The following is a 25,954-nucleotide window of genomic DNA, read 5'->3' on the forward strand; positions in this document are numbered from 1 at the left end:
TGTCATTCCCGATCAGCAAAGATCAGGCAGGGTCTCCGCGCCGGTTGACCCGAGCCATCGCCCGCTTGGCCTCCATGCTGTCGTGGCGCTCACGCAGAGCCTGACGCTTGTCGTACTCGCGCTTGCCACGCGCGAGCGCGATCTCGACTTTGGCCCGACCGTCTTTGAAGTAGAGCCGCAGCGGCACAAGCGTGATGCCGCTGTCGCCAAGCTTGTGCGAGATGCGAATGATCTCTTGCCGGTGCAGCAGCAGCTTGCGCTTGCGTTTCGGCGCGTGATTGGTCCAGGAGCCGTTGAGGTACTCGGGAATGTGCACGTTGTCGAGCCACATTTCGCCCCCGTCGAGATAGGCGTAGCCGTCGAGCAGCGAGGCACGCCCTTCGCGCAGCGACTTGACCTCTGAGCCCGTCAGCACCATTCCTGCCTCATAGGTGTCGAGAATGGTGTAATCGTGCCGAGCTTTCTTGTTGCTCGCGATCAGGCGCTCTCCGACTTCTTTGGGCATGCCCCCAGTGTAGTCGTGCCGCTGACAATCAGACCCGCAGATACCGCCGAATCGCGAAGGCCGAAGCCAGGGCAGACAGCACCACGCCGACGCCGATCACCACGAGGAACACTGGCCAGGCGGTGCCGAGGGTGATGAATGCCGTGTATGGCATCGCATCCGCCAAATATCCCTGCACGAAGAACACGAGTACTGCTGCCAGTGCACCACAGGCCAGCAGCGAGCCGATCAGCGCCGAGATCACCCCTTCGAGCACGAATGGCGTTTGAATGAAGAAGTTCGACGCACCGACCAGACGCATGATGCCGAGCTCTCGGCGTCTCGAGAACGCAGAGAGCCTGATCGTTGTGGTGATCAGCAGGATAGCCGCCACCAGCATCAGCCCAGCCACCACCAAAGCGGTCAGCGAGGCGACGTTGAGCACCCCGAAGATCTGATCGAGATACGCCTTCTGATCTTGCACTTGATCGACCCCAGCCACATCGGTGAAGCTCTGGATGATCACCGCCGAGTCTGTTGCCGGGTTCTTCAGATTCACCCAGTAGGTGCTCGACAGCTGATCTTCGGTCACGAAGTCGAGCGCCTGGTTGTTGGCAAACTGCTCTTTGAAGTTCGCATAGGCGTCAGCCTGCGACTCGTAGTAGTACTTGTCGACATACTGCGAGAGCGTCGCCGACTCAAGACGCTGTTCGATGGCGGCCCGCTGGTCATCGGTGACTGCGCCGTCTGGGCAGCGATCAACCGACGAGGAATCAGCACACAGGTAGATGGCCACCTGCGCTTTGTCGTACCAGAAGGTCTTCATCGCGCTGATCTGCTGCTGCAGCAGCACGGCGGCGCCCACGAAGGTCAGCGAGATGAACGTCACCAGCACGATCGAGACGACCATCGAGAGATTGCGGCTGAGTCCGCTGCGGGTCTCAGCCAGGATGCGGCGGAAGATCACTTGCGCTCCTCACTCGCGCTCGAGTCTGGTGCAGGTGGGGTCGCCGGGCGAGCAGCGCCACCAATGAGCCCGAGTCGTTCGGTCAACGGCTGCGACTCATGGGCGATGACCTGAATGTCGGGCGCCTCAGACGGCTGCGCCTGCGGCCGTGCCACAGCAGGCTCTGCGGCAGGTTCGGTCTGCGGCTGAGCGGCCGGTTTCGGCGTCGCCGGCACTGCCGCGATCCGCGGAGGCGGCACCTCCGCAGAGACCGTCTCGACAGTCGTGGTGGCTGTGCGTGCGGGCAGCGCTGGCGCAGGTTCTCCGTCATGCAGGGCCGCACGGCGCGCACGACGCTCAGCCCGTGCATCCGGCGCCGAAGGCACCTCACGGTAGACCGCGTCGCGCTCATCACGCACGAGCCGACCGAGCTCAAGCCCGATCACACGCTTGCGCATGCGGTTGACAATCGTGGTGTCATGCGTCGCCATGAGAATCGTGGTGCCACTGGCGTTGATGCGCTCGAGCAGGCTCATGATGCCCGCGCTGGTGTCTGGGTCGAGGTTGCCGGTGGGCTCATCAGCGAGCAGGATGGCCGGCTTGGTCACCACCGCCCGGGCAATCGCCACACGCTGTTGCTCGCCACCAGAGAGCTCATGCGGCAGCGCGTCACCGCGCCCGTCGAGACCCACCAGACGCAGCACGTCTGGCACTGCCTCTTGAATATAGCCGGCCGACTTGCCGGTGACTTCGAGCGCGAAGGCGATGTTCTCGCTGGCCGATTTGTTGGGCAGCAGACGGAAGTCTTGGAACACGACCCCGAGGTTGCGTCGGTAGAACGGAATACGTCGCGATGAGATCGAGCGCAGGTTGTAGCCGAGCACGTGCACGGCACCGCTGGTGACACGCTCCTCTTTGAGCACGAGACGCAGCAGCGTCGACTTGCCGGAGCCGCTGGCGCCGACAAGGAACACGAAGTCGCCCTTGTCGATCTCCAGCGAGACGTCTTTGAGCGCCGGGCGGTCGCTGTTCTTATACGTCTTGGTGACGTTCTCGAAACTAATCATGGCGAGTGAAGTCTACGGTGCTGAATCTGTGCGCCAGCCGTGCGCGGGCGCGTGTTGACGACTTGGCTCAGCTTTCGCTGTGCGCTTCGCCGCTCTTGCGCCAGCGAATACCCGCCGAGATGAACCCGTCGATATCGCCGTCGAACACATCATCGGGGTTGTTGACCTCATACCCGGTGCGCAGGTCTTTGACCATCTGGTACGGCGCCAGCACATATGAGCGCATCTGATCGCCCCAGCTGGCTTTGATGTCTCCGGCGAGGCCCTTCTTCGTGGCCTCTTCTTCTTGACGGCGAATCTCGAGCAGGCGAGACTGCAGCACGCGCAACGCGGCAGCACGGTTCTGAATCTGGCTCTTCTCGTTCTGGCAGCTGACCACGATGCCTGTGGGCAGGTGGGTGATGCGCACCGCAGAGTCGGTGGTGTTCACTGACTGGCCACCCGGCCCCGAGGAGCGGAAGACATCGACACGGATGTCGGTGTCGGGAATGTCGATGTGCTCAGTGGGAGCCACCAGCGGCACCACCTCGACTGCTGCGAACGACGTCTGCCGTTTGCCCGCCGAGTTGAACGGGCTCATGCGCACCAAGCGGTGAGTACCCGCCTCAACCGAGAGCGTGCCGAACACGTACGGCTCGTCGATCTCGAACGTGGCCGACTTGATGCCCGCCTCTTCTGCGTACGAGGTGTCGAGAATCGTGGTCTTATGCCCGTGATGCTCGGCCCAGCGCAGGTATTCACGCAGGAGCATCTCAGCGAAGTCTGCCGCGTCAACGCCGCCAGCACCCGCCCGGATGGTCACCACAGCGCCGCGATCGTCGTATTCGCCGTTGAGCAGCGTCTGCACCTCAAGATCGTCGATCGACTTCTGCAGCTGCTCGAGTTCGTGCTCGGCCTCGTGCTTGGAGGCTTCGTCATCTTCTTCGTTGGCCAGCTCGACCAGCACCTCGAGATCATCGATGCGCTGCCCCACCTCAGTGACCTTGGCCAGCTGGGCCTTGGCGCGTGACAGCTGGCTGGTCACCTGCTGAGCACGCTCGGTGTCATCCCACAGGCCAGGCTCGACGGCCTGCTCATTGAGCTCGGCGATGCGCGCCTCGAGCCCCTCGGGGTCGACCACCTGCCGAATGTCGGCGAAGGTGCTGCGCAGTGCAGCGATGCGTTCAGAGATGTCAAGATCAGCCATAGCCCTGACAGTCTACCCGGCACCTGCCCCGGCGTCAGGCGGATGCGAGATATCGCTGGTAGTCGACGGCCACCTGATCGGCATAGGCATTGGCCCACCGTGTCATCGCCGCATCGAATCGCACGCCCTTCGTGAGGTACCCGGCGATCCAGTGCACCGCGGGGCTCTGCGCGTGCGCACGGGCCAGCAACAGGCCGCAGCCGATCACGTACTCTTCATAGCCGCGCAGCTCGAGACGGTCGAGATCGACCGACCCTTTCATGTCACGGAACTGCCGCAGATAGAACTGGTGGCCGCTCGCCGACCCCCAGCCCAAGAACGGGTCTGAGACCGCCTGCAGAATGCGCTGGTGTTCGACCACACGTTGCCCGTTGTGGCCATGGCGACCCAACGTTGCCGGCGTCGTCTCGTTAGGCAGATTGAACTCGGTGACCACCGACTCCACCGCCTCTTTGATCTGCAGCACAAGTGGCTGATCCAACCGGTCAAGCAGCAGCACCACAAAACAGCGCGTGCCCACGCTGCCCACGCCCACAACCCGTCGGGCACCATCGATGAGTCGGTACTTCTGCAGCAGCAGACGGATGTCCGGTGCGGCAGACGCCATGTACTCGCGATACAGCTCGCGCACGCCGCGCGCCCGGGCATCGACCAGATGCGTCAGCACCGGCGGCTCCTCGCGAAACTGCAGCTGCCCGTGCTCGTCAAACTCGGTCAGTCGGTCAACCGCCTGCACTGACGTGCGACGCCGGGCCTTCTCGACCAGCCGCGTGAATGCCGGCGCCGTCGAGGCATCAAGCGCCGCCGCGATGCCCGCATCGTCGACACTCTCGTAATAACGATCGAGCGCGGAGAGAGTCGAGAGCCGGCGCATCGCCCGTCGATAGGCCTGCGAGGCCTGCATCGCCAGATGCGTGGTGGCGTCGGCCGAGAATCCTCGATCACGCGCCCCCACGACCACACTGGTGATCATGCGGCGCACATCCCACTCCCAGGGCCCCGGTGCCGCCTCATCAAAGTCATTGAGGTCGAACACCAGCCGCCGCTCTGGAGAGGCGAAGAATCCGAAATTGCTGATGTGAGCATCCCCGCAAATCACAATCTGCTGACCGGTGTCGATCTGATGCGCCAAGTCAAAGGCCATCAGCCTGGCGCTGCCACGATAGAACGAGAACGCCGATGCACTCATGCGCTCACGCCGCAGCTCGACCAGCTCAGGCAGTCGAGTGGCATTCTGCGCATCAAGAATGGCCGACGGATCGCGATCGGCCGGCGCGAACACCCCGAGATCGTCAATCGGAACAGTACGCCGATACCGCTTGCCATCAGCGCGCAGCTGATCAGCTGACGCGAACACATCGCCCGTGCGCGAGCCGTAAATGCTGCGAGACATGACCCCTCCTCGGTGCGTGCTGCCCATTGGCAGCCTCATCTCCCGATGGTACGCCGCCACTTTGGTAGGCTCGATGCGGTTTCGTGCGGTTTCACCGCACCCCGCGGATGTGGTGGCAGCGCCCACCAAGGTTTCACCACACCCGCGACCACGCGGATGTGGTGAAACTGGCAGACACGCAGGATTTAGGTTCCTGTGCCGAAAGGCTTGCGGGTTCGAGTCCCGCCATCCGCACTGTGCTTATTGCCGCGCCGCATCTGCGTCGCGACTGCCTTCGCGGACGCCTCCGCATTCGCCGCACAGGTCGCCGAACGCTCCGGCTGCTCCGGCCTTTCTCGGGGTCTGGGACTCTGCGGTCAGGCGCACCATGCCGTGGCCTCGCTTGCCGCCGCGTACCCTCACTGGTCAGCACGCACACGCTGCCGACCAGCGAACATGCAGTCTGACCAGCGAGCACGCAGGCGCACTCACATCAGCTTGGTCGACTCGATCGCTGCGATCAGCTTGCGGTTGCCCTTGATCAGCGGTTTGCGCAGCACCAGGCCGAGCAGCAGCGCGGCCAGCGAGAACAGCGAAAGCAGCCCCAGATCAATCCAGTAGTCGGCGCCGTAGGTGCCGGCGATCGCCGCACGCAAGGCATCAACTGCATGGGTGGCCGGCAAGAACGGGCTGATGTTCTGGAACCACTGCGGCAACATCTGCAGCGGATAGGCCCCGCCCGAGCCCGAGATCTGAATCACCAGCAGCAGCACACTCAGGGCCTTGCCCGCGTTGCCGAAGGCCACCACCGACGTATAGACGATCAGCGTGAACACGAGCGACGTCACCCACCCGGCAAGCATCAGCAGCATCGGATGCGCCGCCTCAACCTGCACGAAGAAGATCAGCCCGAGGCACAGCAGCGTGCTCTGCAGCAGGCCGATGAGAGCGAACACGCCGAACCTGCCCAAGTACTGCTGATGCAGTTTCAGTGACTCAGCGCCGTCGAAGGCGTCGGCCGGCACCTCGACCCGAATCGACACCGACATCAGCAACGCACCCACCCACAGCGCAAGCACCATGTAGAGCGGAGCCATCGCCGCTCCGAAGCTCACCACCGGGTATACCGCGTTGCGTTCCAGCCCCACCGGGGAACCCAGCGCCGCAGCGATCAGATCGGCGTTGCCACCGATGGCTTGTCGGATGGCCTCGAGATCGCCGCCGTCGCCCACCGACCCCAGCGCACTCGCCACGGCATCAAAGCGCTCCGCCGCAGCTTCGAGGCTCTGTGTGACTTCATCGGTGGTCTGCTTCGCCTGAGCCAGTCGAGTCGTCACTGAAGAGTCGGAGCCGGCGACGTCGGCGGCGGCCGAGTGCAGATCCTGCCCCGCCGCAGACAGCGAACTGGTCGCCTGTGAGATCGTCGTGCCCAGCTGATCGAGCCGAGGCTTCAAGTTGGTATCGAACGAGCTTTGCACATCGCTGATGCGCTGCTTGGCGGTGTCGATCTGCGCATCGAGCTGCTGCACGCGAGCTGTGACCCCATCTGCACCCTTGCGCAGATCGTCACGCAGCTGCTTCAGCTGATCGACGACTGCCTGCTGTGCGCTGATGGCCAGGTCTAACACTTTGATCTGCGCCTGCAGCGCGGTCTTGGTGGCCTCATCGATTGTCGAATCCTTGAGCTGCTCTTTCAGTGCCTCGCGCTGCTGCTCCGTGGCGGTAAGCTGCTGCTGCGCCGGGCCGATGAGCGCGTCAACGCGATCGGCCTGCTCGCTCGCCGCCGCTGCCCCATCGGTCAGCGACTGGTCGATCACCGACTTCATTGCGTCGTAGCCGGCAGCGGTCTGCCCGATCGCATCAGACAGCGACTGACTCGCCGCATCGAGCGTGCCTGAGATGTCGTCGGCCGCGGCCGAGCCCTGACCGATAGCCCCCGACGCCTCGTCGAAGGTGCCCCCGGCTGCCGTGATCAGGTCGTGACTGCTGGTGACAATGCCGCTGGTCGAGTCGAGCAGCGTGCCCATCAGATGCGAGGTCTGCGCTGCCATGCGCAGCTGATCTGCAGCAGCGCCCGCCCCGGTCTCAAGGCGTTTGAGCACGGCCTGCGCGTCACCATCTTGCAGCGAATCGGCAACCGTCGAAACGATATTGAGTGCGACGTCGCTCAGCGTCTCGGTGAACATGTTGTTGATGCGCTCTGACACTTGGTCGGCACCTTGACCGGTGATCTTGGGCGCCAGCGCGTTCTTCTTCTCGTTGGTGTAATAGACGATGTCGGTGGGTGCGGCATCGTTGGCATAGAACGTCATCATGTCGGCGCTGAAGTCGGGTGGCAGCACGATGGCGGCATAGTAGTCACCGGTTTCGGTGCCCGAAATGGCGTCGTCTTCGCTGGTCACGACCCAGTCGAGATCGTCGTTCTCGCGCAGCGCGGCCAGCACCTGTTCGCCGATGTTGATCTTGATCGGCACCAGATCGCTTTTATACCCCTCGTCAGTGTTGGCTACCGCCACCTTGAGGTTCTTGGTGTTCGAAAATGGATCCCAGCTGGCGATCACATTGAACCAGGTGAACAGCGAGGGAATGGCCACCAGCCCCACCACCACGATCACGACCATGGCGTTTTTGGTCATGCGCCGCAGATCGCTGGCGAACAGCTTCAGCATGCCCTTCATCGGTCGTCCTCCGGCTTCGCCTCGACGTCGTCACCGGCGCGCACATGCGCATGCGGCAGCCACTGCTCTCCCCCATCAGCCAACACTGCGGCCCGCAGCTGCTGGTCGGGCATACGCCCGATCTCACCGGCGCGCATCAGACTGAACCGGATGTATTCGATCACCACAACGAAGGCGAACAGCAGCAGCGCCCAGCCCACCCAGAGGCCCAATACCGTGGCTTTGCCACCAGGGATGACCGGCAGCAGCGCGCCGATGACGGCCACTCCCAGCACGCCCACCACCACTGCCCAGCGGCGCAGCAGCCGATACCGGTGTCGGAACACCGCAGTGCGTCGCTCCAGGCTCTTGGTGAACTCTTGGCGATTCGACAGCACGTGGATCACCTCAGAGAGGCGGTAGCCACCGCCAGTGATCTGCACGTCTTCGGCGATCAGCAGCCCGCTGGCTGCGATCTCGCGGTTGAACAGGCGGTTGAGGTTGCCCAGCCAGCGGCGCAGCAGCAGCCCGAGCACGAACGACGCCACCACGTAGAGCAGCAGCACGCCCATGTTGCGCCCCCAGGCCAGCCCAGAGAAGCCCGAGATCGTCTCACGCATGGCGTCAATACCGTAGGTGAACGGCAAGAAGGGGTAGATCGCGCGGAAGAAGCCCGGCATCATCTCGATCGGGTAGATGCCCGAGGCCCCGGGGATCTGCATAATCACCAGCACCACGCACAGCCCTTTGCCCACGTGCCCGAACGATACCGAGAGCGCGTAGATGATGCTGAGATAGCTCAGCCCGATCAGCATGCTGGTGCCCACGAAGGCGAACGCGCTGGCGGGCTGCACCCCGATGACCAGCTCGCCACAGGCGACCAGCAGCCCCTGCAACGCGACCAACACCGCCAACAGCAGCCAGCGAGCCCAATACGCCTGTGAGACGGTGATGCCCGGAATGCCCTCGCGGTCAACCTCGAGCTTCAGGATGACCATGAGCACGAACGGGCCGATCCACAGCGACAGGTTGGTGAACATCGAGGCCATCGCGGCTCCGTACGACTGCACCGGGAAGATCACCTGCTGGTCGACCTCGACCGGGCTGGCCATAAACGCCGCGATCTGCTCGGGATCGAGCCCGCTGAGCTGACCGAGCCGGTCGACTATTGCCGCGCTGCCCAGCGCTGACACATCGGTGCGCAGCGTGGCCAGGTCATCTGCCGTGGTCGCCAATGATGTGTCAAAACCAGTGAGTGTCTCAGTGGCCAGTGAGATCTGCTGATCGATCTGCGTCAGCAACGCACGAGCCTGCCCGACCTGCGCGCGCTGCGCGTCGATCGTCGAAGAGAGCGCCGCCGCACTGCCTGACAGCTGCGCCACCGATGAGCTGATCGACGGCAGCGTCGTCTTGGCAACGTTCTGCAGAGCATCGGCGCCGGCGGCAGCATCCTGCGCCGCCTGATCGATGGTGTCAGCCGCCTGCTGCAACCGCTGCAGCGTGTCGCTGGCGTCGGCCAGCTGCTGCGACTGCTGCAGCTTGGCCGTCAGATCGCTGATCACGGCATGCGCCTGGGCTGAGGCTTCGGCGAGCGCCGCCTGCGAGTCGGCGTATGCGGTGGTGACCGTCGAACTGAAGTCAGCCACTTGTGTCTGTGCGTCGGTCACGATGCCCGAGGCCTGGTCGAGCGCACTGCTCGCATCGGCAAGCGCGTCATCGACATGCGCGAGTGCGCTATCGGCCGCAGACAGCTGCGAGCGTGACGAGCTGAGCCCGTCGGCCACGCCCGACAGATTGGAGCGCACTGAGTCGATGGTGGCCATCGCCGAGTCGAGGTCTGCCAGTGCCGTGCCCTGTGCAGCGTCGAGGTCGTTGAGTGTGCCCAGGCTGCCGGCGACGATCTTCTCGGTGACGGTGTCGGCCACCACCGAGGTGAACGTGCTGGTGATCTGTGTCTCGAGTCGACTGGAGCCGGTGTCGGTGACCTTCGGCGCGATCGCGGAGAGTTTTTCGTTGACGTAATACTGCAGCTGCGGTTGGGTGAAATTGCCTGTGGTGATGCTCAGCAGGTCGCTGCTGAAGTCTTCGGGAATGATGACCGCGGCATAATAGCGGCCACTGTTCACCGCATCCATCGCCTCGTCTTCGTCGACGAACTGCCAGCCGAGCTGCGTGTTCTCGTGCAGTTTCGCCACGATCTCATCGCCGGCGTCGACCTGGCCCGCCTCGCTCGAGCTGGCACCCCGATCGAGGTTGACCACGGCCACATCGATGTTGCCGGTGTTCTCATACGGATTCCAGAAGCCGACGATGTTGAACCAGGCATACAGCGATGGAGTGACGATGACCCCGACGACGATGATCCACGCTTGGGGCACACGCAGAATGCGCCGCGCATCGCGCGCGAACACACGCCAGATGTTTCTCATGAGCGCTTCCTCGTCGGGTTAAAATCGGGGGTCTGCGAGCGGCCACATCGACGTTCGAGTCTAGTTCATCATGTCTTGAGCTCCGCGGGGTGCGAGGGGATGCTCCACTCACTGAGCGCTGACATGACGCGAAGAGAGCAGACTACTCGCATTCCTTGGCAATTGCGCGAGAATGGAGAGTGAGCCGGTCATCCATCGGCCTCACCAGAAAGAGGAGCAGACATGTCAGTGCCCACATTCGAGAAGAGCGCGATCAACGGCATTCGCACCGCCTTGGGGGTGAGCGGCCTAGTCTCGCTGGTCATCGGCGTGCTCGTCGTATTCTGGCCGGGCAAGTCGCTGGTGACCATCGCGGGTGCACTCGCCCTGTTGCTTGGCATTTATGCGGTCGTCGCCGGCGTGATCTACTTAGGCATCGGCATCTTCGCCAAGGGCGGTTCGGGCTGGAGCCGCGCGGGCAACCTGCTGCTCGGCGTGTTCTTCTTGATCGCCGGTATCGTCACCTTCGCCAATCTCGGTTCAGCCGGCATCACCTTGGTGTGGCTGTTGGGCATTCTGATCGGCATCGTCTGGATCACCGAGGGCGTCGTCTCATTCACCACCCTGCGCGAGGTGTCGTCGAAGGGCTGGGCCGTGTTCTATGCCGTGGTCAGCATCATCGCGGGCATCTGGCTGATCATCGCACCGTTCATCGGGGTCGCCTTCCTGTGGTGGTTCACCGGGTTCGCCTTGGCCGCACTGGGCATCGTGCAGATCGCCCGCGCCTTCACTTTCGGTCGCCGCGCCTGAGCACACGATCACTCAAAGCCCCCGCTTACTGCGGGGGTTTTGTGTATATGCCACAACTTGGTGCGGGCGATTCCGTGCGCCGCTGCGCAAAGACCGCACCGCCGCCAAGTAATGTGAGCATCACCCTGTCGTATCGCGCCGCATCGGAGCCGCCATGTCTCATCAGACCATTCGCCCTTGGACAACCTCCTACGCGCCTGGCGTGACCCCAGACATCCCCGAGCACTACGACACGCTCTCACACGCCTTCGCCCGCAGCGTTCGCGACTACGGCAGCCGTGTTGCCACTGATTTTGTCGGCGCCACGCTCACCTACCGCCAGCTCGGCGAGCAGGTTGACGCTGTGGCCGAAGGTCTGCGCGGTCTGGGCGTGACCCGCGGTGACCGCGTGGCGCTGGTGATGCCCAACTGCCCCCAGCATGTGGCCGCGTTCTACGCGGTGCTGCGCCTCGGGGCCATCGTCGTCGAGCACAACCCGCAGTACACCCGTGACGAGCTGCAGCATCAGTTCGCCGATCACGGCGCCCGAGTCGCGATCGTGTGGGACGCTGTGGCCGACACCATCGCATCCTTCGACACCCCCTACCGCCCCGAGCACCTGATCACCGTCAGCTTGATCAGCGCACTGCCGCTGTCGCGCCGCCTGGCGCTGCGCCTGCCGGTGGCCAAGGCCCGCGCCGCGCGTGCGACACTGGGGGCGAATGTTGAGGCTCCACATCTGCGTTTCGAACGGATGGCCGCGACCACGCCGCCGATCGCCGACACGATCTCCCTGCCCGCCCTCGACGATGTGGCTGTGCTGCAGTACACCTCGGGCACCACCGGTGCACCAAAGGCCGCTATGCTCACGCACCGCAGCCTGCGCGCAAACCAGCTGATGGGCGAAGCGTGGGTGCCCGGGCTGCGCCCCGGCGCCGAGACGTTCGCCTGCGTGCTGCCGTTCTTTCACGCCTATGGGCTGACGCTCTGCCTGTCATACGGCGTGGCCATGGGCGCCAGTCTGCTGCTGATGCCGAAGTTCGACCTCGATCTGTTCGTGGCCGGGCAGCGCCGCCGACCAGTCACCTTTTTGGCCGCGGTGCCGCCCATCTACGACCGCCTGAGCGCGGCGGCCGAGGCCGGGCGCATCGACCTGCACAGCATCCGCTTCTCGATTTCGGGCGCAATGGCGCTCAGCGCAGAGAGCGCCCAGCGGTGGGAACAGATCACCGGCGGACTGCTCGTCGAAGGCTATGGCATGACCGAGGCCTCACCGATCATCGCTGGCAACCCGATGGGGCCGTCGCGCCGCTCGGGCACCGTAGGCGTTCCCTTTCCCGGCACCGACGTGCGCGTAGTCGACCCCGAAAACCCCACCCGCGAAGTCGCTCCCGGTGAGCCGGGCGAGCTGATCGTCGACGGACCGCAGGTGTTCGTCGGGTACTGGAACCGCCCGGCGGAGACGGCGCAGATGCTCATCGACGGACGCTGGCTGCGCACCGGTGACATCGTCACCATGTCTGACGATGGTTTCATCACCGTGGTCGACCGCATCAAAGAGCTGATCGTGACCGGCGGGTTCAACGTCTCGCCGAGCGAGGTCGAGGCAGTGCTGTGCTCACACCCTGATGTGCGTCAGGCTGCGGTCGTGGGTGCTCCACAGCCCTCTGGCAACGAAGAAGTCTCGGCTGCACTCGTGCTGCGCGAGGGCAGCACTCTGGATGTGGCCGCGCTGCGGGCCTTCTGCCAACAGACGCTGGCCCGGTACAAGGTGCCACGCAACTTCATCAGTGTCGAATCGCTGCCGACTTCAATGGTGGGCAAAGTGCTGCGCCGCAAGGTGCGCGACCTGTTGTTCGGGCGCACCCAGCCGGCTGCCTGATCAGCTGCCGAACTCTTCGATGAGAATCGGCACCAGCGCCCGGAATGCGCGAGCACGGTGCGAGAGCTCGTTCTTCTGCTGCGCGGTGAGTTCGGCTGAGGTGACCTCGAACCCGTCTGGCACGAAGATCGGGTCGTAGCCGAAACCGCCAGTGCCGTGCTCGGCACGGGCGATCGTGCCCGGCCAACGCCCCACCACGGTGTGTTCACGCGGTGCGGCGCCGTCTGTCGAAGGCACGACCAAGGCGATCGCCGCCACGAACTCTGCCCCGCGATGCTCGTCGGGCACATCGGCCAGCTGTTCGAGCAGCAGACGTCGGTTGAACTCATCGCCGGCCTGTGCACCACCCCACCGCGCCGAAAAGATGCCGGGGGAACCACCAAGCACGTCGACGGCAATGCCGGAGTCGTCGGCGAAGGCGGGGCGGCCATCCTGCGCAACTGCGGCACGCGCTTTGATCAGCGCATTCTCGACAAAGGTGACCCCCGACTCGATTGGAGCGGGCCCCTCATACTCTTCGAGTCGAGCCAGCGGTAGGGCCTGCGCGACGATGGCGCGGAACTCGCTGAGCTTATGGGCGTTGTGGCTGGCGAGGATCAGTTCGGTCATGCGGTCATTATCTCAAGCTGGGCCGCCAGACCGACGCAGATTTCACGCTGAACAGGTCTGAACACGCGGTGTTACAGTGGCAGCATGCGCCATGCACCCTCGTCTTCCATCGCCCGAGCTTCGACCGCTCTGCTGACCGACCGCTACGAGCTCACCATGCTCGATGCTGCACTGGCCGACGGCACTGCCGAGATTCCGTCGCTGTTCGAGCTGTTCGCCCGCCGCCTGCCGGATGGCCGGCGCTACGGCGTTGTGGCCGGGGTCGGTCGCCTGCTCGAGGCGGTCGAGTCGTTCCGCTTCGACGATGCGCAATTGGAGTTTCTGCGGGCTGAGCGGGTGGTTCGCCCCGAGACTATCGAGTGGCTGGCCGATTATCGTTTTACGGGCAACGCCTTCGGCTACCGTGAGGGCGAGCTCTACTTCGGCCACTCTCCCCTGCTGACCATCGAGACCGATTTCGCGCACGGCGTGGTGCTCGAGACTCTCGCATTGAGCGTCTACAACTATGACTCCGCCGTGGCCAGCGCGGCCAGCCGCATGACCTCGGCGGCACAGGGGCGCCCCCTGGCTGAGATGGGTTCGCGGCGCATGAACGAAATCGCCGCGGTCGCGGGTACGCGTGCGGCGTTCATCGCCGGATTCTCAGCCTCGTCGAACCTGGAGGCTGGCCGCCGTTGGGGCATCCCCACTATGGGCACCGCAGCCCACGCCTGGACCTTGCTGCACGACACCGAAGAAGATGCCTTCCGAGCCCAGATCGAGACCATGGGCACCGACACCACGCTGCTGGTCGACACCTACGACATCACGCAGGGCGTCGAGACGGCGATCAAAGTCGCCGGCCCCAAGCTTGGTGGTGTGCGCATCGACTCTGGCGATCTCGCCAGCACAGTGGCCGCTGTGCGCCGCCAGCTCGATGCGCTGGGTGCCACCGAGACCAAGATCACGGTAACCAACGATCTCGACGAGCACGCCATCGCCGCTCTGCAGGCCAGCCCAGTCGACAGCTATGGCGTGGGCACTGCGGTGCTGACCGGCTCGGGCCACGCGACCGCGGGCATGGTCTACAAACTCACCAGCCGCGAGAACGCCGACGGCACCTGGACGGCAGTCGAGAAGGCGAGCGCTGGCAAGGCCCATCGCGGTGGGCGCAAAGACGCCGCCCGCCGCATCGGTGCGCGTGGGCGTGCCACCGCCGAGGTCATCGCAGTAGAGAAGTCGGCTGCCCGAGACGACAACGATCGCTCACTGTTGGTGCCACTGATCACTCGCGGGGTGCCCGAGCAGCAGCATCTGGGTGCCGCCGGCACACTCGCGGCACGCGAGCATCACGCACGTGCACTCGAAGAGCTGCCCGCAAACGGCCGCCGACTCTCCCGAGGCGAGCAGGCCATCCCAAGTATCTTCGAATGAGTGCCCGAGAGGCCTACTCTTCGCTCATGCGCTCGTAGATCTCTTTGCACTCGGGGCAGACCGGAAACTTGCCCGGGTCACGCCCTGGGGTCCAGATTTTGCCGCAGAGCGCCCGCACTGGGGTGCCGTTGACCGCAGACTCTAAGATCTTCTCCTTCTGCACGTAGTGCGCAAAGCGATCGTGGTCGCCGTCTTCTTCGAGCTCGCGCATCTCGCGCTCGAGCAGCGCGATGCTGCCCGAGTCGAGCTCACGTTCGAGTTCGGTGAACGGATCATCAGTGGGCATGGCGTCTCCCGTCGTTACTCTGTGGCGGCGGTGAGCGTGACCTCGGTGGTCTGGGTCTGGCCGTCGCGCAGGTACTCGACAGTGATCTTAGTGCCGGGGCCCGACTGACGCACAGTGCCGATCAGATGATCAGAGCCGGTGATGCGCACATTGTCGACCTTGGTGATGATGTCGCCCTCTTTGAGCCCGGCGGCCTCGGCCGGGCCACCCGAGGTGACACCCTTGATGAGCGCTCCCGTGGCGCCGTCATCTGCCGTGGCACTGGTCACGGTGGCTCCGAGCTGCCCGTGCTGGGCGGTGCCGTCAGAGATCAGCTCACTGGTCACGCGTGAGACCACATTGGCCGGAATCGAGAAGCCGAGGCCGATGCTGCCGGCGCTGCTGCTGTCTGAGGTGCTGCTGCTCGCGGTAGCGATAGCAACGTTGATGCCGATCAGCTCACCGCTCGCGTTGACCAGCGGCCCACCGGAGTTGCCGGGGTTGATGGCCGCATCGGTCTGGATCACCGAGAGGTAGATCGACTTCGACGTCGACTGGGTGTTGCCCTGCGAGCTGCCGAAGTCGTTCCAGTAGTTATATCCTCCGCCCCCATTCGACTCGCCGTTCGACCCCGAACCGCTGTCGGAGTCATCTGCCTCAGACGAGCTGAGCGAGATGGCGCGGTTCAGCGCCGAGACGATGCCGCTGGTCACGGTGTTCTCGAGCCCCTGCGGGGCACCGATAGCCACAGCCAGGTCACCGACGTTCAGAGCCGACGAGTCTGCGATGGTGATGGGGGTGAGGTTGCTGGCCCCCGAGATTTGGATGACCGCGAGGTCAGTGGTCGAGTCGGTGCCGACCACCTTGGCGTCGTAGATGCTGCCATCGCTGAGGGTCACGCTCAGTGTGGCGTTGTTGGTCGCCCCGTCGAGGGTGACCACGTGGTTGTTGGTCACGATATGCCCTTCAGTGTCGAGAATGACGCCTGATCCGGTGCCCTCTTCACCGTTGGTGCTGGCACTGATCGTCACCACTGACGGAGCTGCCTTGGCTGCTGCAGCCGTCACGTCGGTGACCTGTTCAGGGTTGTTGATCACGACGTTCGACGAGCTGCCACTGGTCACCGCAGAACTGCCGTTCGACGAGAGTTTCCAGCCCACGGCTGCTCCGGCGCCACCGCCCACTAGCGCCGAGACCAGCACGGCAATGCCGACGGTGCGGCCGACCGTGCCGAGACCCCGCCGCGAACGCCCATTCGATGACGTCTGCTGACCGGGGTCAGCCTGCTGCCCGAAGCTGCCCGACTGCCCGGCATCGGCTGGCTGCCCCAGATCGGCTGGCTGGTAAACCGGCTGCCCATAGGCGTCATAACCGGGGTTGGTCAGCTGCTGCGTGGGCGCGTATTGCGGCTGCTGATACTGGGGCTGCTGGTATTGGGGCTGCTGCGAATTCGGTGCGGCCTCGGTCTGGGTGGTATCGATTGAGGATGCCCCAGTGGCGCTCGCGTCGGCGACCGGCGCTGCTGAGGGTGCCGGGTTCGACGGGGGCAGTGGGGCTTGCTCGGCAGCCTGCGTCACGCTCTCTTCGAGAGGCGTCGTGGGGGCCTCGCTCGACAGTGACTGATCATTCGCACCAGTCTGCTCTGATTCGTCAGAACGACGCTCTGGAGTCTCTGGGGTTGACGACATGGATGATCCTCTCGCTCGCAGTTCAGCGTGCTCTCAGTGCCTGTGCACAGCCTGTGTCGAGGCTGAGCGGTGGCAACGGCTACCAGTCTAGAGTGGGGGAATGGTCGACCACACTGCACATTTCGCCGATTCCCTGCCCGCGGGGCCGTGGCGCCGAGTTGCTGCTGGCACCGGGCTGCTCGATGCCGACGGTGGGCTCGCTGCCACCGTCTTCACCGAGATGACGCAGTTGGCCCTGCAGACTGGGTCGATCAACCTCGGCCAAGGGTTTCCCGACGCCGACGGCCCCATCGAGGTGCTGGAGGCTGCCCGTCAGGCAATCGCCGCAGGGGTCAATCAGTATCCGCCTGGCCCCGGTGCCACCGAGCTGCGCGAAGCCATCGCTGAGCATCAGCATCGCTTCTATGGGGTCAACGTCGATGCCGGCGGCGAGGTGCTGGTCACCACCGGCGCAACTGAGGCCATCGCCGCCACACTGCTGGCCTTGGTGACGCCAGATGACGAAGTGGTCACGCTCGACCCGAGCTATGACGCGTACTCGGCCATCATCGCGCTGACCGGCGCTCGGCATGTACGCGTGCCGCTGACTCCGCCGCTGTTCACTCTCGATCTTGATCGTCTCGCGGCAGCGGTCACTCCGCGCACACGCATTATTCTGATTAACAATCCGCATAATCCGACGGGTACGGTGCTTGACCGAGACACGCTCGCTGGCATCGTGCGCATCGCAGAGGCCAATGACGCCCTCGTGGTCACCGACGAGGTCTACGAGCACCTCGTTTTTGACGGCGCGGTGCACACCACCCTCGCGAGCATCCCCGGAGCGTTCGAGCGCAGCGTGACCATCTCATCCGCCGGCAAGACCTTCTCGACCACCGGCTGGAAGATCGGCTGGGCGATCGGCCCGAAGGCACTGATCAGCGCAGTGCAAACGGTCAAACAGTTCTTGACCTTCACCACGGGCGCACCCTTCCAGCCAGCCATCGCGACCGGTCTGCGTCTGCCCGATGCCGTGTTCAACGGTGTGCGAGACCAGCTGCAGCAGAGCCGCGACATTCTCGTCGAGGGGCTCAACGCCGCTGACCTCACAACCCGCCCAGCACCGGCCACCTACTTCGCCGTGGCAGATACCTCGGCACTCGGGTGGCCCGACGCGACCGCTCTGGCGCGTGAACTGCCAGCAAAGGTCGGTGTAGTGGCCATTCCGCTCAGCGCGTTCGCTGGGTCAGAGCACGCCGAGTTGTATCGCCCATATCTGCGCTTCGCCTTCTGCAAACAGCAACCGGTGCTGCGCGACGCAGCAACCAGGCTGGCGTCACTGCGCGATCGGTGAGCAGTCGCCTGGCTGCGGCACGGTGATCTCGAGTCGGCGAGCGGCCAATGCGGGGTTCACCTCGCGCACCTGTGCGATGCGCTCAGGCTGCACGCGAGCGCTGATGAACGCGTCTTCTGCACCTGCGGCCGAGAGCACCACGCCCATCGGATCGACGATCAGCGACCGGCCGATGCCGTGTGGAATCGACTGACCTGCGGCGAGCACATAGGCCGTATTCTCGATGGCTCTGGCCTGCACCAGGGTGCTCCAATGGTGCTCTTTGAGTGGCCCACCCACCCACTGTGCCGGAATCACCACGAGCTCGGCACCGAAGTCGATCAGACGGCGAGTGACCTCGGGAAAGCGCAGGTCGTAGCAGGTCTGGATGCCCACACGCAGACCGTCGATGTCAAAGATCTGCGGGTCGACCAGCGGGCCCGGAACCACCCACTGCGACTCGCGATGCCCGAAGGCATCGAACAGATGCACCTTGCGGTATTCGGCGACAATCTGGCCCTGTGGCGAGACGGCGACGATGGTGTTCGAGAAGCGTCGTTCGTTATCGACTTGTTCGAGCATGCCAGCGACAATCGTGAGATTGTAGCGTTCGGCGAGCCCGGCCAGCGCCTGCACGAACGGCCCGTCGAGTGGCTCGGCATTATTCACATAGTCTTCGCCCAACCGACCGCTGAAATACGAGGCATACTCAGGAAACACAATGAGCCGCGCGCCGCGATCGGCAGCCTCCTGCACATACATCGTGATCAGCCGCAGATTCTCAACCTTGTCAGCACCCGGAGCAAACTGCCCCGCCGCCACCGTGAGCGCCGTCGGCCCCATCAGTTGCGCTCCTCGGCCGCAGGCACGGTGACCCGCAGGCGGCGCATCTGCAGCGCAGGGTTCGCCGCACGAACCTGGGCCGTGCGCTGCAGGCTGACCTCGGTGCTGAGAAACGCGTCTTCGGCACCCGCAGCCGAGAGCACCACACCCATCGGATCGACGATCAGCGACCGGCCAATGCCGTGCGGCACCGACTGGCCGACGGCCACCACGTAGACGGTGTTCTCGATGGCTCTGGCCTGCACCAGGGTGTTCCAGTGCAGCTCTTTGAGTGGGCCGCCCACCCAGTGCGCGGGCAGCGCGACCAGTTCGGCTCCGGCGTCGACGAGGCGTCGGGTGAGCTCGGGAAAGCGCAGATCATAAGAGCTCTGAATGCCCACGGCAATGCCATCGACTTCGAAGACCGTGGGAGCATCAAGAGGTCCCGGAGCGACCCACTGCGACTCGCGATGCCCAAAGGCGTCGAGCAGATGCACCTTGCGATACACCGACTCGGTCACCCCCGCCGGTGAGACGGCCACGATGGTGTTGAAGAACTTGCCCTCGATCTCGGTGCGCTCGTTGAGCCCGGCGATGATGTGCAGCTGGTAGCGCTCGGCCAACGCGGCGATGGCCTGCACGAATGGCCCGTCGAGCGGCTCGGCATTATTCACGTAGTCTTCGCCCAACCGACCGCTGAAATACGAGGCATACTCAGGAAACACAATGAGCCGCGCGCCGCGATCGGCAGCCTCCTGCACATACATCGTGATCAGCCGCAGATTCTCAACCTTGTCAGCACCCGGAGCAAACTGCCCCGCCGCCACCGTCACCGTGTTCGTCAGCCACAGAGAGTCTTCAGGAGTGGGCACAGTCAGTCTTCCTTCCCGCGGCGCGCCGGCGAAGACGCGCCCGTCTCGCAGTCTAGCGGGTGCTCAGTGGCCGCTGGGGCTCAGAGCTGCCAGCAGCAGCGCCTCGGCCAGCGCAATGTGTTCGATCTCGCTGGGGTCAACGCTCTCATTGGGTGCGTGAATAGCCGCCGCCGGGTCTTCGACGCCGAACAGGGCGATCTGTGCATCGGGAAAACGCTCGTGCAGGGCATTGGTCAGTGGGATGGCCCCGCCGCTGCCAGCGAAGGTGACGGGAGCGCCGAATGCAGTGGTCATCGCCGCCCCGAGTAGTGCATAGACGGGCGTGGTCACATCGGCGGCGAAGCCCTCGCCGGTGCCTCCGACGGTGATCTGTGCTTTGGCGCCCCACGGTACGGCGGCGCGCAGGTGTTCGACCAGTGCCTGCTGCGCCTGCTCGGCAGCCATGCCCGGCGGCACACGCAGATTCAGGCGCGCGGCGGCATGCCCTTGCACTGCAGCACTCGACCCCACCACAGCCGGCGCGTCAATGCCGATCACCGTCACGGTGGGCCTGGCCCACAGCTGGTCGGCCACGCTGCCGGTGCCGAGCACCTGTGCACCTTCGTCGAGTTCGGCGTCAATGCGAAACTGCGCCTCATCGTAGTCGGCGCCCTGCCAGCGCTGGTGGGCCTCGATGCCGGCGACGCTGAGGTCGCCGTGCTCGTCACGCAGGGTGTCGAGCACCCGAATCAGCGCCTGCAGCGCGTCTGGGGCGGCGCCGCCGAACTGGCCGGAGTGCAGGGGGGTGGGAAAGGTGTCGAGTGTGATCTGCACGTCGGCCACTCCACGCAGCGAGACGGTGAGGGTGGGCTGCCCCACCCCGACATTGCCCGAGTCGAGAATGATGATGGTGTCTGCGGCAAAGTCTTCCGGATGCCGGGCCAAGTGATCGGCCAGGCCGGCACCGCCCTGCTCTTCAGAGCCCTCGACGATGATGCGCACGCCCACGGGCAACTCGCCGAACACCTGTCGCAACGCCCGCAGCACGGCCAGATGCGCCACCACGTTGCCCTTGCAGTCGGCCGCACCACGCCCATAGAGACGGCCGTCGTCTCCGGTGGTGAGTTCGAACGGCGGAGTGCGCCACGCTGATTCGTCGAGGGGCGGCTGCACGTCGTAGTGGCTGTAGAGCAGCACTGTGGGAGCCCCTTCAGGCCCAGGGGCCCAGCCGACCACAGTCTGGCTGCCGTCGACGGTGTCTACGGTGTGGGCATCCGGCACGCCCGCGTCGCGGAATGCCGCGACAACCCATTCTGCTGCGGCGCGAGAATGGCTCCAGTCAAACTGCGCCGGATCGGCCACCGAAGGAAACGCCACCAGCTCGGCCAGGTCTGCCAGCGCCCGAGGCTGCTCGGCCTGCACGGCATCGCGCAGGCGATCGATCAGCTCTGCGGTGAGTGGCAGCGGGGTGGATGCGGCAGCGGTCATGGTTCCCTCTCTGCTGCGCCCGGCTCAGCAGGCGCGCGACAGGGTCATCCTACCTGCCACGGTTGCCTCGGCAGTTGCTCGGGGTCGAAGTGTGCCAGCAGGTCGGGCAGCGTGTCGGCGTCGATGTGCAGAGAGCGCGCAATCATGCCCAACACCTGTGGTGGGGTCACACCGCGAGCGCGCAGGCAGGCGAGGGTGAGCCCGCCCGATCGCTTGGCCATCCGTTCGCCCGACGCATCGACCACCAGCGGCACATGGGCATAGCGCGGTGGTTCGTACCCGAGCAGCTGGGCCAACACCGCCTGTCGGGGTGCCGAGCTCAGCAGATCGTCGCCACGCACCACTTGGTCGACCCCCTGCGCTGCGTCGTCGACCACGACGGCGAGGTTGTACGCCCATTCTCCGTCGGATCGCCGCAGCACGAAGTCGTCGACGTCACCGGTATAGTCGCCACTCAACTCGTCGTGCACCGTCGCGTGGTCAACCGGTGCACGAAGGCGCAGCGCGGGCTGTCGATGCCGGCGACACTCGGCGCGCTCGGCCTCGCTGAGCGACCGGCACGTGCCCGGGTATCGCCCCGGAATGCCATGGGGCGCGCTGACTGCCTGCGCGATTTCGCGGCGTGAGCAGAAGCACTCGTAGACCAAGCCCGCTTGTTGCAGCTGCGTGAGCGCACGTTCGTAGCGGTCGAAATGCTCGGACTGCACCTCGATGGGGCCGTCCCAGTCGAGACCGAGCAGGCGCAGATCGTCAAGCTGTGTGTGCCATGGGCGGGCCCGCGCCCGATCGACGTCTTCGATGCGCAGCAGAAAGCGGCGCCCACTGCTGCGTGCAAACAGCCAGGCCAGCACGGCAGTGCGCAGGTTGCCCAAATGCAGATCGCCACTGGGCGACGGCGCGAACCGGCCCGCGCCGGTGACGAGATCTCGGGTCACCATGGCATCACGCTAGCACCGCCCGGTGTAGCATGACAGCCGACCAGCACAGAGGGGCGCCCTATGGACTCATTCGTCAACGCCATCACGTGGCTTTACTCTGCCACCATTCCGCTCGGCGACCTGAAGCCCCTACTGCTGCGCGAGGTGATCGGCAACGCCTTCGGCCTGGCCAGCGCCTTGGGTGGCCTGCGTCGTCGGGTGTGGGCCTGGCCGGTGGGCATCATCGGCAACGCCCTGCTGTTCACGGTGTTCATTGGAGCCATCACCCATCAGGCCGACACCCCTGCTCTGCTGGGCCAGGCGGGCAGACAGGTCATGTTCATCACGGTATCGGTGTGGGGATGGTCGCGTTGGCGGCAGAGCGTACGCGAACGTCGACGCACTGCGGCGACCGAACAGGCAGAGGCCGCCAGTCTGGTTGGGCAGGCGGACGCTGCTGATGACGGCGTGCTGCCACAGTGGGCGTCGTGGCGCACCCGAGCCTCGCTCGTCGTGGCGTTGGTCGGTGGCACGGTCGCCCTCACTCCGTTGTTTCGGGCACTGGGCTCATACGAACCGGTGTGGGCTGACGCCTGGACGTTCATGGGTTCGCTGCTGGCCACCTACGGCATGGCTCGGCGCTGGGTCGAGTTCTGGCTCATCTGGGTCGCCGTCGACATCGTCGGCGTTCCGCTGCTGCTGAGCGCCGGATACTACGCCACCGCCGTGATGTACATCTTCTACGGAATGTTCACGCTCAGCGGCTTCTTCGTGTGGCGTCGCGTCGACGCCCGCGCACAGAAGTCGGGGCCGAGCTCGCAATGAGCCCGACCCCGACCATCCCTGCGGCGTCAGCCGATATGTTCAGTATCAGTGGCTGACAGCACCCTCTGCGCCATGACCGGTGAGGGAGCGCACATCCATCTCGGCCTCGAGGCGGGGGTCTTCCTTGGTCTTCGCGGGGATGACCGAGCCGAGCCATCCAAGCAGGAAGCCGGCCGGGATCGAGATGATGCCGGGGTTCTCCAGGGGGAACCAGGCGAAGTTCACGCCGTCGCCGAGCATCGAGGTTGCCTTGCCAGAGACCACCGGTGAGAAGGTGATCAGCAGCAGGGTGAGGATCAGACCGCCGTACATGCTCCAGACCGCGCCACGAGTGGTGAAGCCCTTCCAGAACAGCGAGTAGACGATCGTGGGCAGGTTCGCACTGGCCGCCACTGCGAAAGCCAGGGCCACCAGGAAGGCGACGTTCTGCCCCTGCACCCCGATACCGCCGACGATGGCGAGCACGCCAATGATCACCACGGTGTAGCGGCCGATCTTCACCTCGGTCTCGGGCGCAACCTTCTCGCCCTTCTTGATCACGCTGGCGTAGATGTCATGGGCGAACGATGCGGCCGCGGTGATGGCCAGACCAGCGACAACCGCGAGGATCGTCGCGAAGGCCACCGCCGAGATGAAGCCGAGCAGAATCGGACCGCCGAGTTCGAGCGCCAGCAGCGGAGCCGCCGAGTTCACGCCGCCCGGAGCAGCCTTGATCTCATCGGCACCGATGATGTACGCAGCGCCGTAGCCGAGCACCAGAGTGAACACGTAGAACAGACCGATCAGCCAGATTGCCCACACCACTGACTTGCGGGCCTCTTTGGCCGTGGGCACGGTGTAGAAGCGCATCAGCACGTGGGGCAGGCCTGCGGTGCCGAACACCAGAGCCGCGCCCAGCGAGATGAAGTCGAGCGGATTCTTGCCGTATTTCTGACCCGGAGCCAGAATCGCCTCGGTGCCCGCGGCGTTGACGGCGTTCTCGAACAGGCTGTTCAGGCTGAAGCCGTTGAGTGCGAGCACCCAGACCGTCATGGCTGCCGCGCCGCTGATCAGCAAGATGGCCTTGATGATCTGCACCCAGGTGGTGCCCTTCATGCCGCCGACGAGCACGTAGACGATCATGAGCACGCCCACGATGGCGATGACCAGTGACTGACCGAGGTGGTCGTTGATGCCCAGCAGCAGCGAGACGAGACCGCCAGCGCCGGCCATCTGGGCCAGCAGGTAGAAGAAGGTCACCGCAAGTGTGCTGACGGCCGCAGCCAAGCGCACTGGCCGCTGTTGCAGACGGAACGAGAGCACGTCGGCCATAGTGAACTTGCCGGTGTTACGCAGCAGCTCGGCCACCAACAGCAATGCCACCAGCCAGGCGACCAAGAAGCCGATCGAGTACAAGAAGCCGTCGTAGCCGCTGACCGCAATGGCACCGGTGATACCGAGGAACGACGCAGCCGACAGGTAGTCGCCGGCGATCGCCGTGCCGTTCTGGCCGCCGCTGAAGCCGCGGCCGCCAGCGTAGAAGTCGTCAGCCGACTTATTGCCCTTGCGGCTGGCGCGAATCACCACAAACAGGGTGACGCCCACGAAGAGCACGAAGATGCCGATATTGAGAATCGGGTTGTTCTCTTTGGTGGTCTCGGCCACCGTAATGAAGCTGTTCATGCGCTCACTCCCCTGCTGCTGCGGTGCTGTGGATCTTCGCGGCCTCGTTCTCGGCCGCGCTCAGCTCGGCGCGCAGGCGCTCCGCCTGCGGGTCGAGGGTGCGGTTCGCAAACGACACGTACCACATAGTGATGGCGAAGGTCGTCACGAACTGGGCCAGCCCGAGCACGATGCCGAGGTTGAGTCGGCCGATCACCGGCGTGGCCATCAGTGCGGGTTGGGTAATGGCGACCACCACGAAGCCGAAGTACCACACCAATGCGATGGCGAGCACCGGCAGCACGAAGCCGCGGTGGTTTTTCTTCAGCTGTCTGAACTCTGGTGATGCCTGGACGGCGATGTAGTCGATCTCACCTCTTTGTGCATCGACATATGCGTTGTGCGCCACGGGGCCTCCTTGCCTCGTCGGGAATTTGCATCAATCTATCGAGGGCGCACAAGGATGCTCGAATCGTATACGCGCATCGTATATCACCGATTCAGGTGGGCAGCTGGGTGCTGCTGTTCAGTGTGATTTGAGATATAGGAGGCTCGATCAGGCCTCAGCGCGGGCGCGACATGGCCACACTGCGGGCCTGCTCCACATAGGGGTCGTCGAGCGACGGTGTGGTGAGTATGCCATAGCGGTTGGCCAAGGCAGCGCCGATGAGATAGTCGGCCACTGCGGGGTTCTTGGGCAGCAGCGAACCATGCAGGTAGGTGCCGATCACGTTGGCGCGGCGGGCCCCCTCGGTGCGATCAGTGCCGTTGTTGCCGGCCCCGTGGCCTGGCCGCACCAGTCCGAGAGGTTCGACCTGTTCGCCCAGGAAAGTCTGGCCGCTGTGGTTCTCAAACCCCACAATGGGGCCGAACTGTTCGGTGTCGACGATGACGTTGCCCACGAGCCGGTCGCTCTCTCCCTTGGTGGTCACGTCAAGGATGCCGATGCCGGTGAGCTGCTGGCCGCCGATAGTGTCGAAGCTGCGCCCGAACAGCTGATATGACCCGCAGACCAGCAGCATGGGTATACCCAGGTCGACGAGCCCGCGCAGCCATCGTTCGCGCTGCAGCAGATCTCGGTAGACCTGCGCCTGGCCGGAGTCTTGCCCACCGCCACCGATCACGATGTCGGCGCGGCGCGGCAGTGGCCCGCCCACTTCGAGGTCGTGCACCCGCGGCACGTAGCCGAGCCATTCGAGACGCCGCACCAGAGTAAGAGTGTTGCCCCAGTCGCCATAGATGTTGAGCTCGCGTGGGTAGAGCTGCACGATGTCGATCGGGCGCCCTACCTCATCGGCGGGCTCACCTGTGATCGGGTTCGTCTGCGCCATG

Annotated in this window: 22 protein-coding genes and 1 tRNA gene; 6 read left to right on the forward strand and 17 right to left on the reverse strand. The window is 64.7% G+C overall.

What is annotated here, in order from left to right:
• Positions 1 to 22: 22 nt before the first annotated feature.
• From smpB to G557_RS0102475, 5 genes are all read right to left on the reverse strand, one after another.
• The gene (gene smpB / locus G557_RS11175; RefSeq protein WP_036960328.1) at positions 23 to 505 is read right to left on the reverse strand and encodes an SsrA-binding protein SmpB; all 483 of its coding nucleotides are present in this window, start codon (positions 503 to 505) and stop codon (positions 23 to 25) included.
• A 28-nt stretch (positions 506 to 533) separates the two neighbouring features.
• Positions 534 to 1,451, reverse strand: a complete 918-nt coding sequence (gene ftsX / locus G557_RS0102460; protein ID WP_028244826.1) for a permease-like cell division protein FtsX — start codon at positions 1,449 to 1,451, stop codon at positions 534 to 536.
• The gene (gene ftsE / locus G557_RS13630) at positions 1,448 to 2,497 is read right to left on the reverse strand and encodes a cell division ATP-binding protein FtsE (RefSeq protein WP_084626925.1); all 1,050 of its coding nucleotides are present in this window, start codon (positions 2,495 to 2,497) and stop codon (positions 1,448 to 1,450) included. Before ftsE ends, ftsX begins: the two co-directional genes overlap by 4 nt.
• Positions 2,498 to 2,564: 67 nt before the next feature.
• Complete coding sequence (gene prfB / locus G557_RS0102470) at positions 2,565 to 3,683, reverse strand: peptide chain release factor 2 (protein ID WP_028244827.1); 1,119 nt, start codon at positions 3,681 to 3,683, stop codon at positions 2,565 to 2,567.
• A 34-nt stretch (positions 3,684 to 3,717) separates the two neighbouring features.
• Positions 3,718 to 5,076, reverse strand: a complete 1,359-nt coding sequence (locus G557_RS0102475; RefSeq protein ID WP_051224194.1) for a DUF2252 domain-containing protein — start codon at positions 5,074 to 5,076, stop codon at positions 3,718 to 3,720.
• 152 nt (positions 5,077 to 5,228) lie between these two features.
• On the opposite strand from G557_RS0102475, the gene G557_RS0102480 reads away from it, so the two are divergent.
• Positions 5,229 to 5,310: transfer RNA gene (locus G557_RS0102480), tRNA-Leu, on the forward strand.
• A gap of 233 nt (positions 5,311 to 5,543) precedes the next feature.
• Here G557_RS0102480 and G557_RS0102485 read toward each other — a convergent pair.
• Both G557_RS0102485 and G557_RS0102490 read right to left on the reverse strand, forming a co-directional pair.
• Positions 5,544 to 7,733: a YhgE/Pip domain-containing protein gene (locus tag G557_RS0102485; RefSeq protein ID WP_028244829.1), complete on the reverse strand. Its 2,190-nt coding sequence runs from the start codon at positions 7,731 to 7,733 to the stop codon at positions 5,544 to 5,546.
• Positions 7,730 to 10,141 carry a YhgE/Pip domain-containing protein gene (locus tag G557_RS0102490; RefSeq protein ID WP_028244830.1) on the reverse strand — a complete coding sequence of 804 codons (2,412 nt, stop codon included), beginning with the start codon at positions 10,139 to 10,141 and terminating at the stop codon, positions 7,730 to 7,732. The genes G557_RS0102485 and G557_RS0102490 overlap by 4 nt, the downstream gene beginning before the upstream one ends.
• A gap of 222 nt (positions 10,142 to 10,363) precedes the next feature.
• On the opposite strand from G557_RS0102490, the gene G557_RS0102495 reads away from it, so the two are divergent.
• Positions 10,364 to 10,930, forward strand: coding sequence for an HdeD family acid-resistance protein (locus G557_RS0102495; RefSeq protein WP_028244831.1), 567 nt, complete (start codon positions 10,364 to 10,366; stop codon positions 10,928 to 10,930).
• A gap of 154 nt (positions 10,931 to 11,084) precedes the next feature.
• The gene (locus G557_RS0102500) at positions 11,085 to 12,791 is read left to right on the forward strand and encodes a long-chain-fatty-acid--CoA ligase (RefSeq protein WP_028244832.1); all 1,707 of its coding nucleotides are present in this window, start codon (positions 11,085 to 11,087) and stop codon (positions 12,789 to 12,791) included.
• On the opposite strand, the gene rdgB is transcribed toward G557_RS0102500, so the two are convergent.
• Positions 12,792 to 13,400 (reverse strand): RdgB/HAM1 family non-canonical purine NTP pyrophosphatase, encoded by a 609-nt coding sequence (gene rdgB, locus G557_RS0102505; protein WP_028244833.1) that lies wholly within the window; start codon positions 13,398 to 13,400, stop codon positions 12,792 to 12,794.
• A gap of 84 nt (positions 13,401 to 13,484) precedes the next feature.
• Between rdgB and G557_RS0102510 the strand changes: the two genes are divergently transcribed.
• The gene (locus tag G557_RS0102510) at positions 13,485 to 14,813 is read left to right on the forward strand and encodes a nicotinate phosphoribosyltransferase (protein ID WP_051224197.1); all 1,329 of its coding nucleotides are present in this window, start codon (positions 13,485 to 13,487) and stop codon (positions 14,811 to 14,813) included.
• A 13-nt stretch (positions 14,814 to 14,826) separates the two neighbouring features.
• Here the strand turns inward: G557_RS0102510 and G557_RS0102515 are convergent, their stop codons facing one another.
• Positions 14,827 to 15,099: a DUF3039 domain-containing protein gene (locus G557_RS0102515; RefSeq protein ID WP_028244835.1), complete on the reverse strand. Its 273-nt coding sequence runs from the start codon at positions 15,097 to 15,099 to the stop codon at positions 14,827 to 14,829.
• Positions 15,100 to 15,113: 14 nt separating this feature from the next.
• Positions 15,114 to 16,766: a S1C family serine protease gene (locus G557_RS11185; protein ID WP_036960331.1), complete on the reverse strand. Its 1,653-nt coding sequence runs from the start codon at positions 16,764 to 16,766 to the stop codon at positions 15,114 to 15,116.
• Positions 16,767 to 16,866: 100 nt separating this feature from the next.
• Between G557_RS11185 and G557_RS0102525 the strand changes: the two genes are divergently transcribed.
• On the forward strand, positions 16,867 to 18,099 hold the full coding sequence (locus G557_RS0102525; protein ID WP_051224200.1) for an aminotransferase class I/II-fold pyridoxal phosphate-dependent enzyme: 1,233 nt from the start codon (positions 16,867 to 16,869) through the stop codon (positions 18,097 to 18,099).
• On the opposite strand, the gene G557_RS0102530 is transcribed toward G557_RS0102525, so the two are convergent.
• The 4 genes from G557_RS0102530 to gluQRS all read right to left on the reverse strand — a co-directional run bounded on the left by G557_RS0102530 (position 18,082) and on the right by gluQRS (position 22,177).
• The gene (locus tag G557_RS0102530) at positions 18,082 to 18,921 is read right to left on the reverse strand and encodes a carbon-nitrogen hydrolase family protein (protein WP_036960334.1); all 840 of its coding nucleotides are present in this window, start codon (positions 18,919 to 18,921) and stop codon (positions 18,082 to 18,084) included. The two genes, G557_RS0102525 and G557_RS0102530, sit on opposite strands and share 18 nt — an antisense overlap.
• On the reverse strand, positions 18,921 to 19,772 hold the full coding sequence (locus tag G557_RS0102535; RefSeq protein WP_211220506.1) for a carbon-nitrogen hydrolase family protein: 852 nt from the start codon (positions 19,770 to 19,772) through the stop codon (positions 18,921 to 18,923). Before G557_RS0102535 ends, G557_RS0102530 begins: the two co-directional genes overlap by 1 nt.
• Before the next feature lie 63 nt (positions 19,773 to 19,835).
• The gene (locus G557_RS0102540) at positions 19,836 to 21,239 is read right to left on the reverse strand and encodes a dipeptidase (protein WP_051224203.1); all 1,404 of its coding nucleotides are present in this window, start codon (positions 21,237 to 21,239) and stop codon (positions 19,836 to 19,838) included.
• Positions 21,240 to 21,283: 44 nt separating this feature from the next.
• Positions 21,284 to 22,177 (reverse strand): tRNA glutamyl-Q(34) synthetase GluQRS, encoded by an 894-nt coding sequence (gene gluQRS, locus G557_RS0102545; RefSeq protein WP_028244840.1) that lies wholly within the window; start codon positions 22,175 to 22,177, stop codon positions 21,284 to 21,286.
• 60 nt (positions 22,178 to 22,237) lie between these two features.
• On the opposite strand from gluQRS, the gene pnuC reads away from it, so the two are divergent.
• A complete protein-coding gene (gene pnuC / locus G557_RS0102550; protein ID WP_036960336.1) occupies positions 22,238 to 22,981 on the forward strand; it encodes a nicotinamide riboside transporter PnuC in 744 nt (247 codons plus the stop codon).
• A 45-nt stretch (positions 22,982 to 23,026) separates the two neighbouring features.
• Here the strand turns inward: pnuC and G557_RS0102555 are convergent, their stop codons facing one another.
• The 3 genes from G557_RS0102555 to G557_RS0102565 all read right to left on the reverse strand — a co-directional run bounded on the left by G557_RS0102555 (position 23,027) and on the right by G557_RS0102565 (position 25,953).
• Complete coding sequence (locus tag G557_RS0102555; RefSeq protein ID WP_028244842.1) at positions 23,027 to 24,643, reverse strand: solute symporter family protein; 1,617 nt, start codon at positions 24,641 to 24,643, stop codon at positions 23,027 to 23,029.
• A 4-nt stretch (positions 24,644 to 24,647) separates the two neighbouring features.
• Positions 24,648 to 25,031 (reverse strand): DUF485 domain-containing protein, encoded by a 384-nt coding sequence (locus tag G557_RS11190; protein ID WP_051224206.1) that lies wholly within the window; start codon positions 25,029 to 25,031, stop codon positions 24,648 to 24,650.
• A 154-nt stretch (positions 25,032 to 25,185) separates the two neighbouring features.
• Entirely contained in the window at positions 25,186 to 25,953 is a 768-nt protein-coding gene (locus G557_RS0102565; RefSeq protein WP_051224210.1) for a type 1 glutamine amidotransferase, read from the reverse strand.
• Position 25,954 lies beyond the last annotated feature (1 nt).

Source organism: Pseudoclavibacter soli DSM 23366, from assembly GCF_000423505.1.
In the GTDB taxonomy this organism is placed as follows: domain Bacteria; phylum Actinomycetota; class Actinomycetes; order Actinomycetales; family Microbacteriaceae; genus Pseudoclavibacter_A; species Pseudoclavibacter_A soli.

Coding starts and splice junctions, on each gene's coding strand:
- G557_RS0102510 (WP_051224197.1), top strand. CDS start 13,485: ATGCGCCATGCACCCTCGTCTTCCATCGCCCGAGCTTCGACCGCTCTG.
- ftsE (WP_084626925.1), bottom strand. CDS start 2,497: ATGATTAGTTTCGAGAACGTCACCAAGACGTATAAGAACAGCGACCGC.
- gluQRS (WP_028244840.1), bottom strand. CDS start 22,177: ATGGTGACCCGAGATCTCGTCACCGGCGCGGGCCGGTTCGCGCCGTCG.
- G557_RS0102485 (WP_028244829.1), bottom strand. CDS start 7,733: ATGAAGGGCATGCTGAAGCTGTTCGCCAGCGATCTGCGGCGCATGACC.
- rdgB (WP_028244833.1), bottom strand. CDS start 13,400: ATGACCGAACTGATCCTCGCCAGCCACAACGCCCATAAGCTCAGCGAG.
- G557_RS0102515 (WP_028244835.1), bottom strand. CDS start 15,099: ATGCCCACTGATGATCCGTTCACCGAACTCGAACGTGAGCTCGACTCG.
- G557_RS0102525 (WP_051224200.1), top strand. CDS start 16,867: ATGGTCGACCACACTGCACATTTCGCCGATTCCCTGCCCGCGGGGCCG.
- G557_RS0102540 (WP_051224203.1), bottom strand. CDS start 21,239: ATGACCGCTGCCGCATCCACCCCGCTGCCACTCACCGCAGAGCTGATC.
- G557_RS0102475 (WP_051224194.1), bottom strand. CDS start 5,076: ATGTCTCGCAGCATTTACGGCTCGCGCACGGGCGATGTGTTCGCGTCA.
- G557_RS0102490 (WP_028244830.1), bottom strand. CDS start 10,141: ATGAGAAACATCTGGCGTGTGTTCGCGCGCGATGCGCGGCGCATTCTG.
- pnuC (WP_036960336.1), top strand. CDS start 22,238: ATGGACTCATTCGTCAACGCCATCACGTGGCTTTACTCTGCCACCATT.
- prfB (WP_028244827.1), bottom strand. CDS start 3,683: ATGGCTGATCTTGACATCTCTGAACGCATCGCTGCACTGCGCAGCACC.
- G557_RS11185 (WP_036960331.1), bottom strand. CDS start 16,766: ATGTCGTCAACCCCAGAGACTCCAGAGCGTCGTTCTGACGAATCAGAG.
- G557_RS0102530 (WP_036960334.1), bottom strand. CDS start 18,921: ATGGGGCCGACGGCGCTCACGGTGGCGGCGGGGCAGTTTGCTCCGGGT.
- G557_RS0102495 (WP_028244831.1), top strand. CDS start 10,364: ATGTCAGTGCCCACATTCGAGAAGAGCGCGATCAACGGCATTCGCACC.
- smpB (WP_036960328.1), bottom strand. CDS start 505: ATGCCCAAAGAAGTCGGAGAGCGCCTGATCGCGAGCAACAAGAAAGCT.
- G557_RS0102565 (WP_051224210.1), bottom strand. CDS start 25,953: ATGGCGCAGACGAACCCGATCACAGGTGAGCCCGCCGATGAGGTAGGG.
- G557_RS0102555 (WP_028244842.1), bottom strand. CDS start 24,643: ATGAACAGCTTCATTACGGTGGCCGAGACCACCAAAGAGAACAACCCG.
- G557_RS0102500 (WP_028244832.1), top strand. CDS start 11,085: ATGTCTCATCAGACCATTCGCCCTTGGACAACCTCCTACGCGCCTGGC.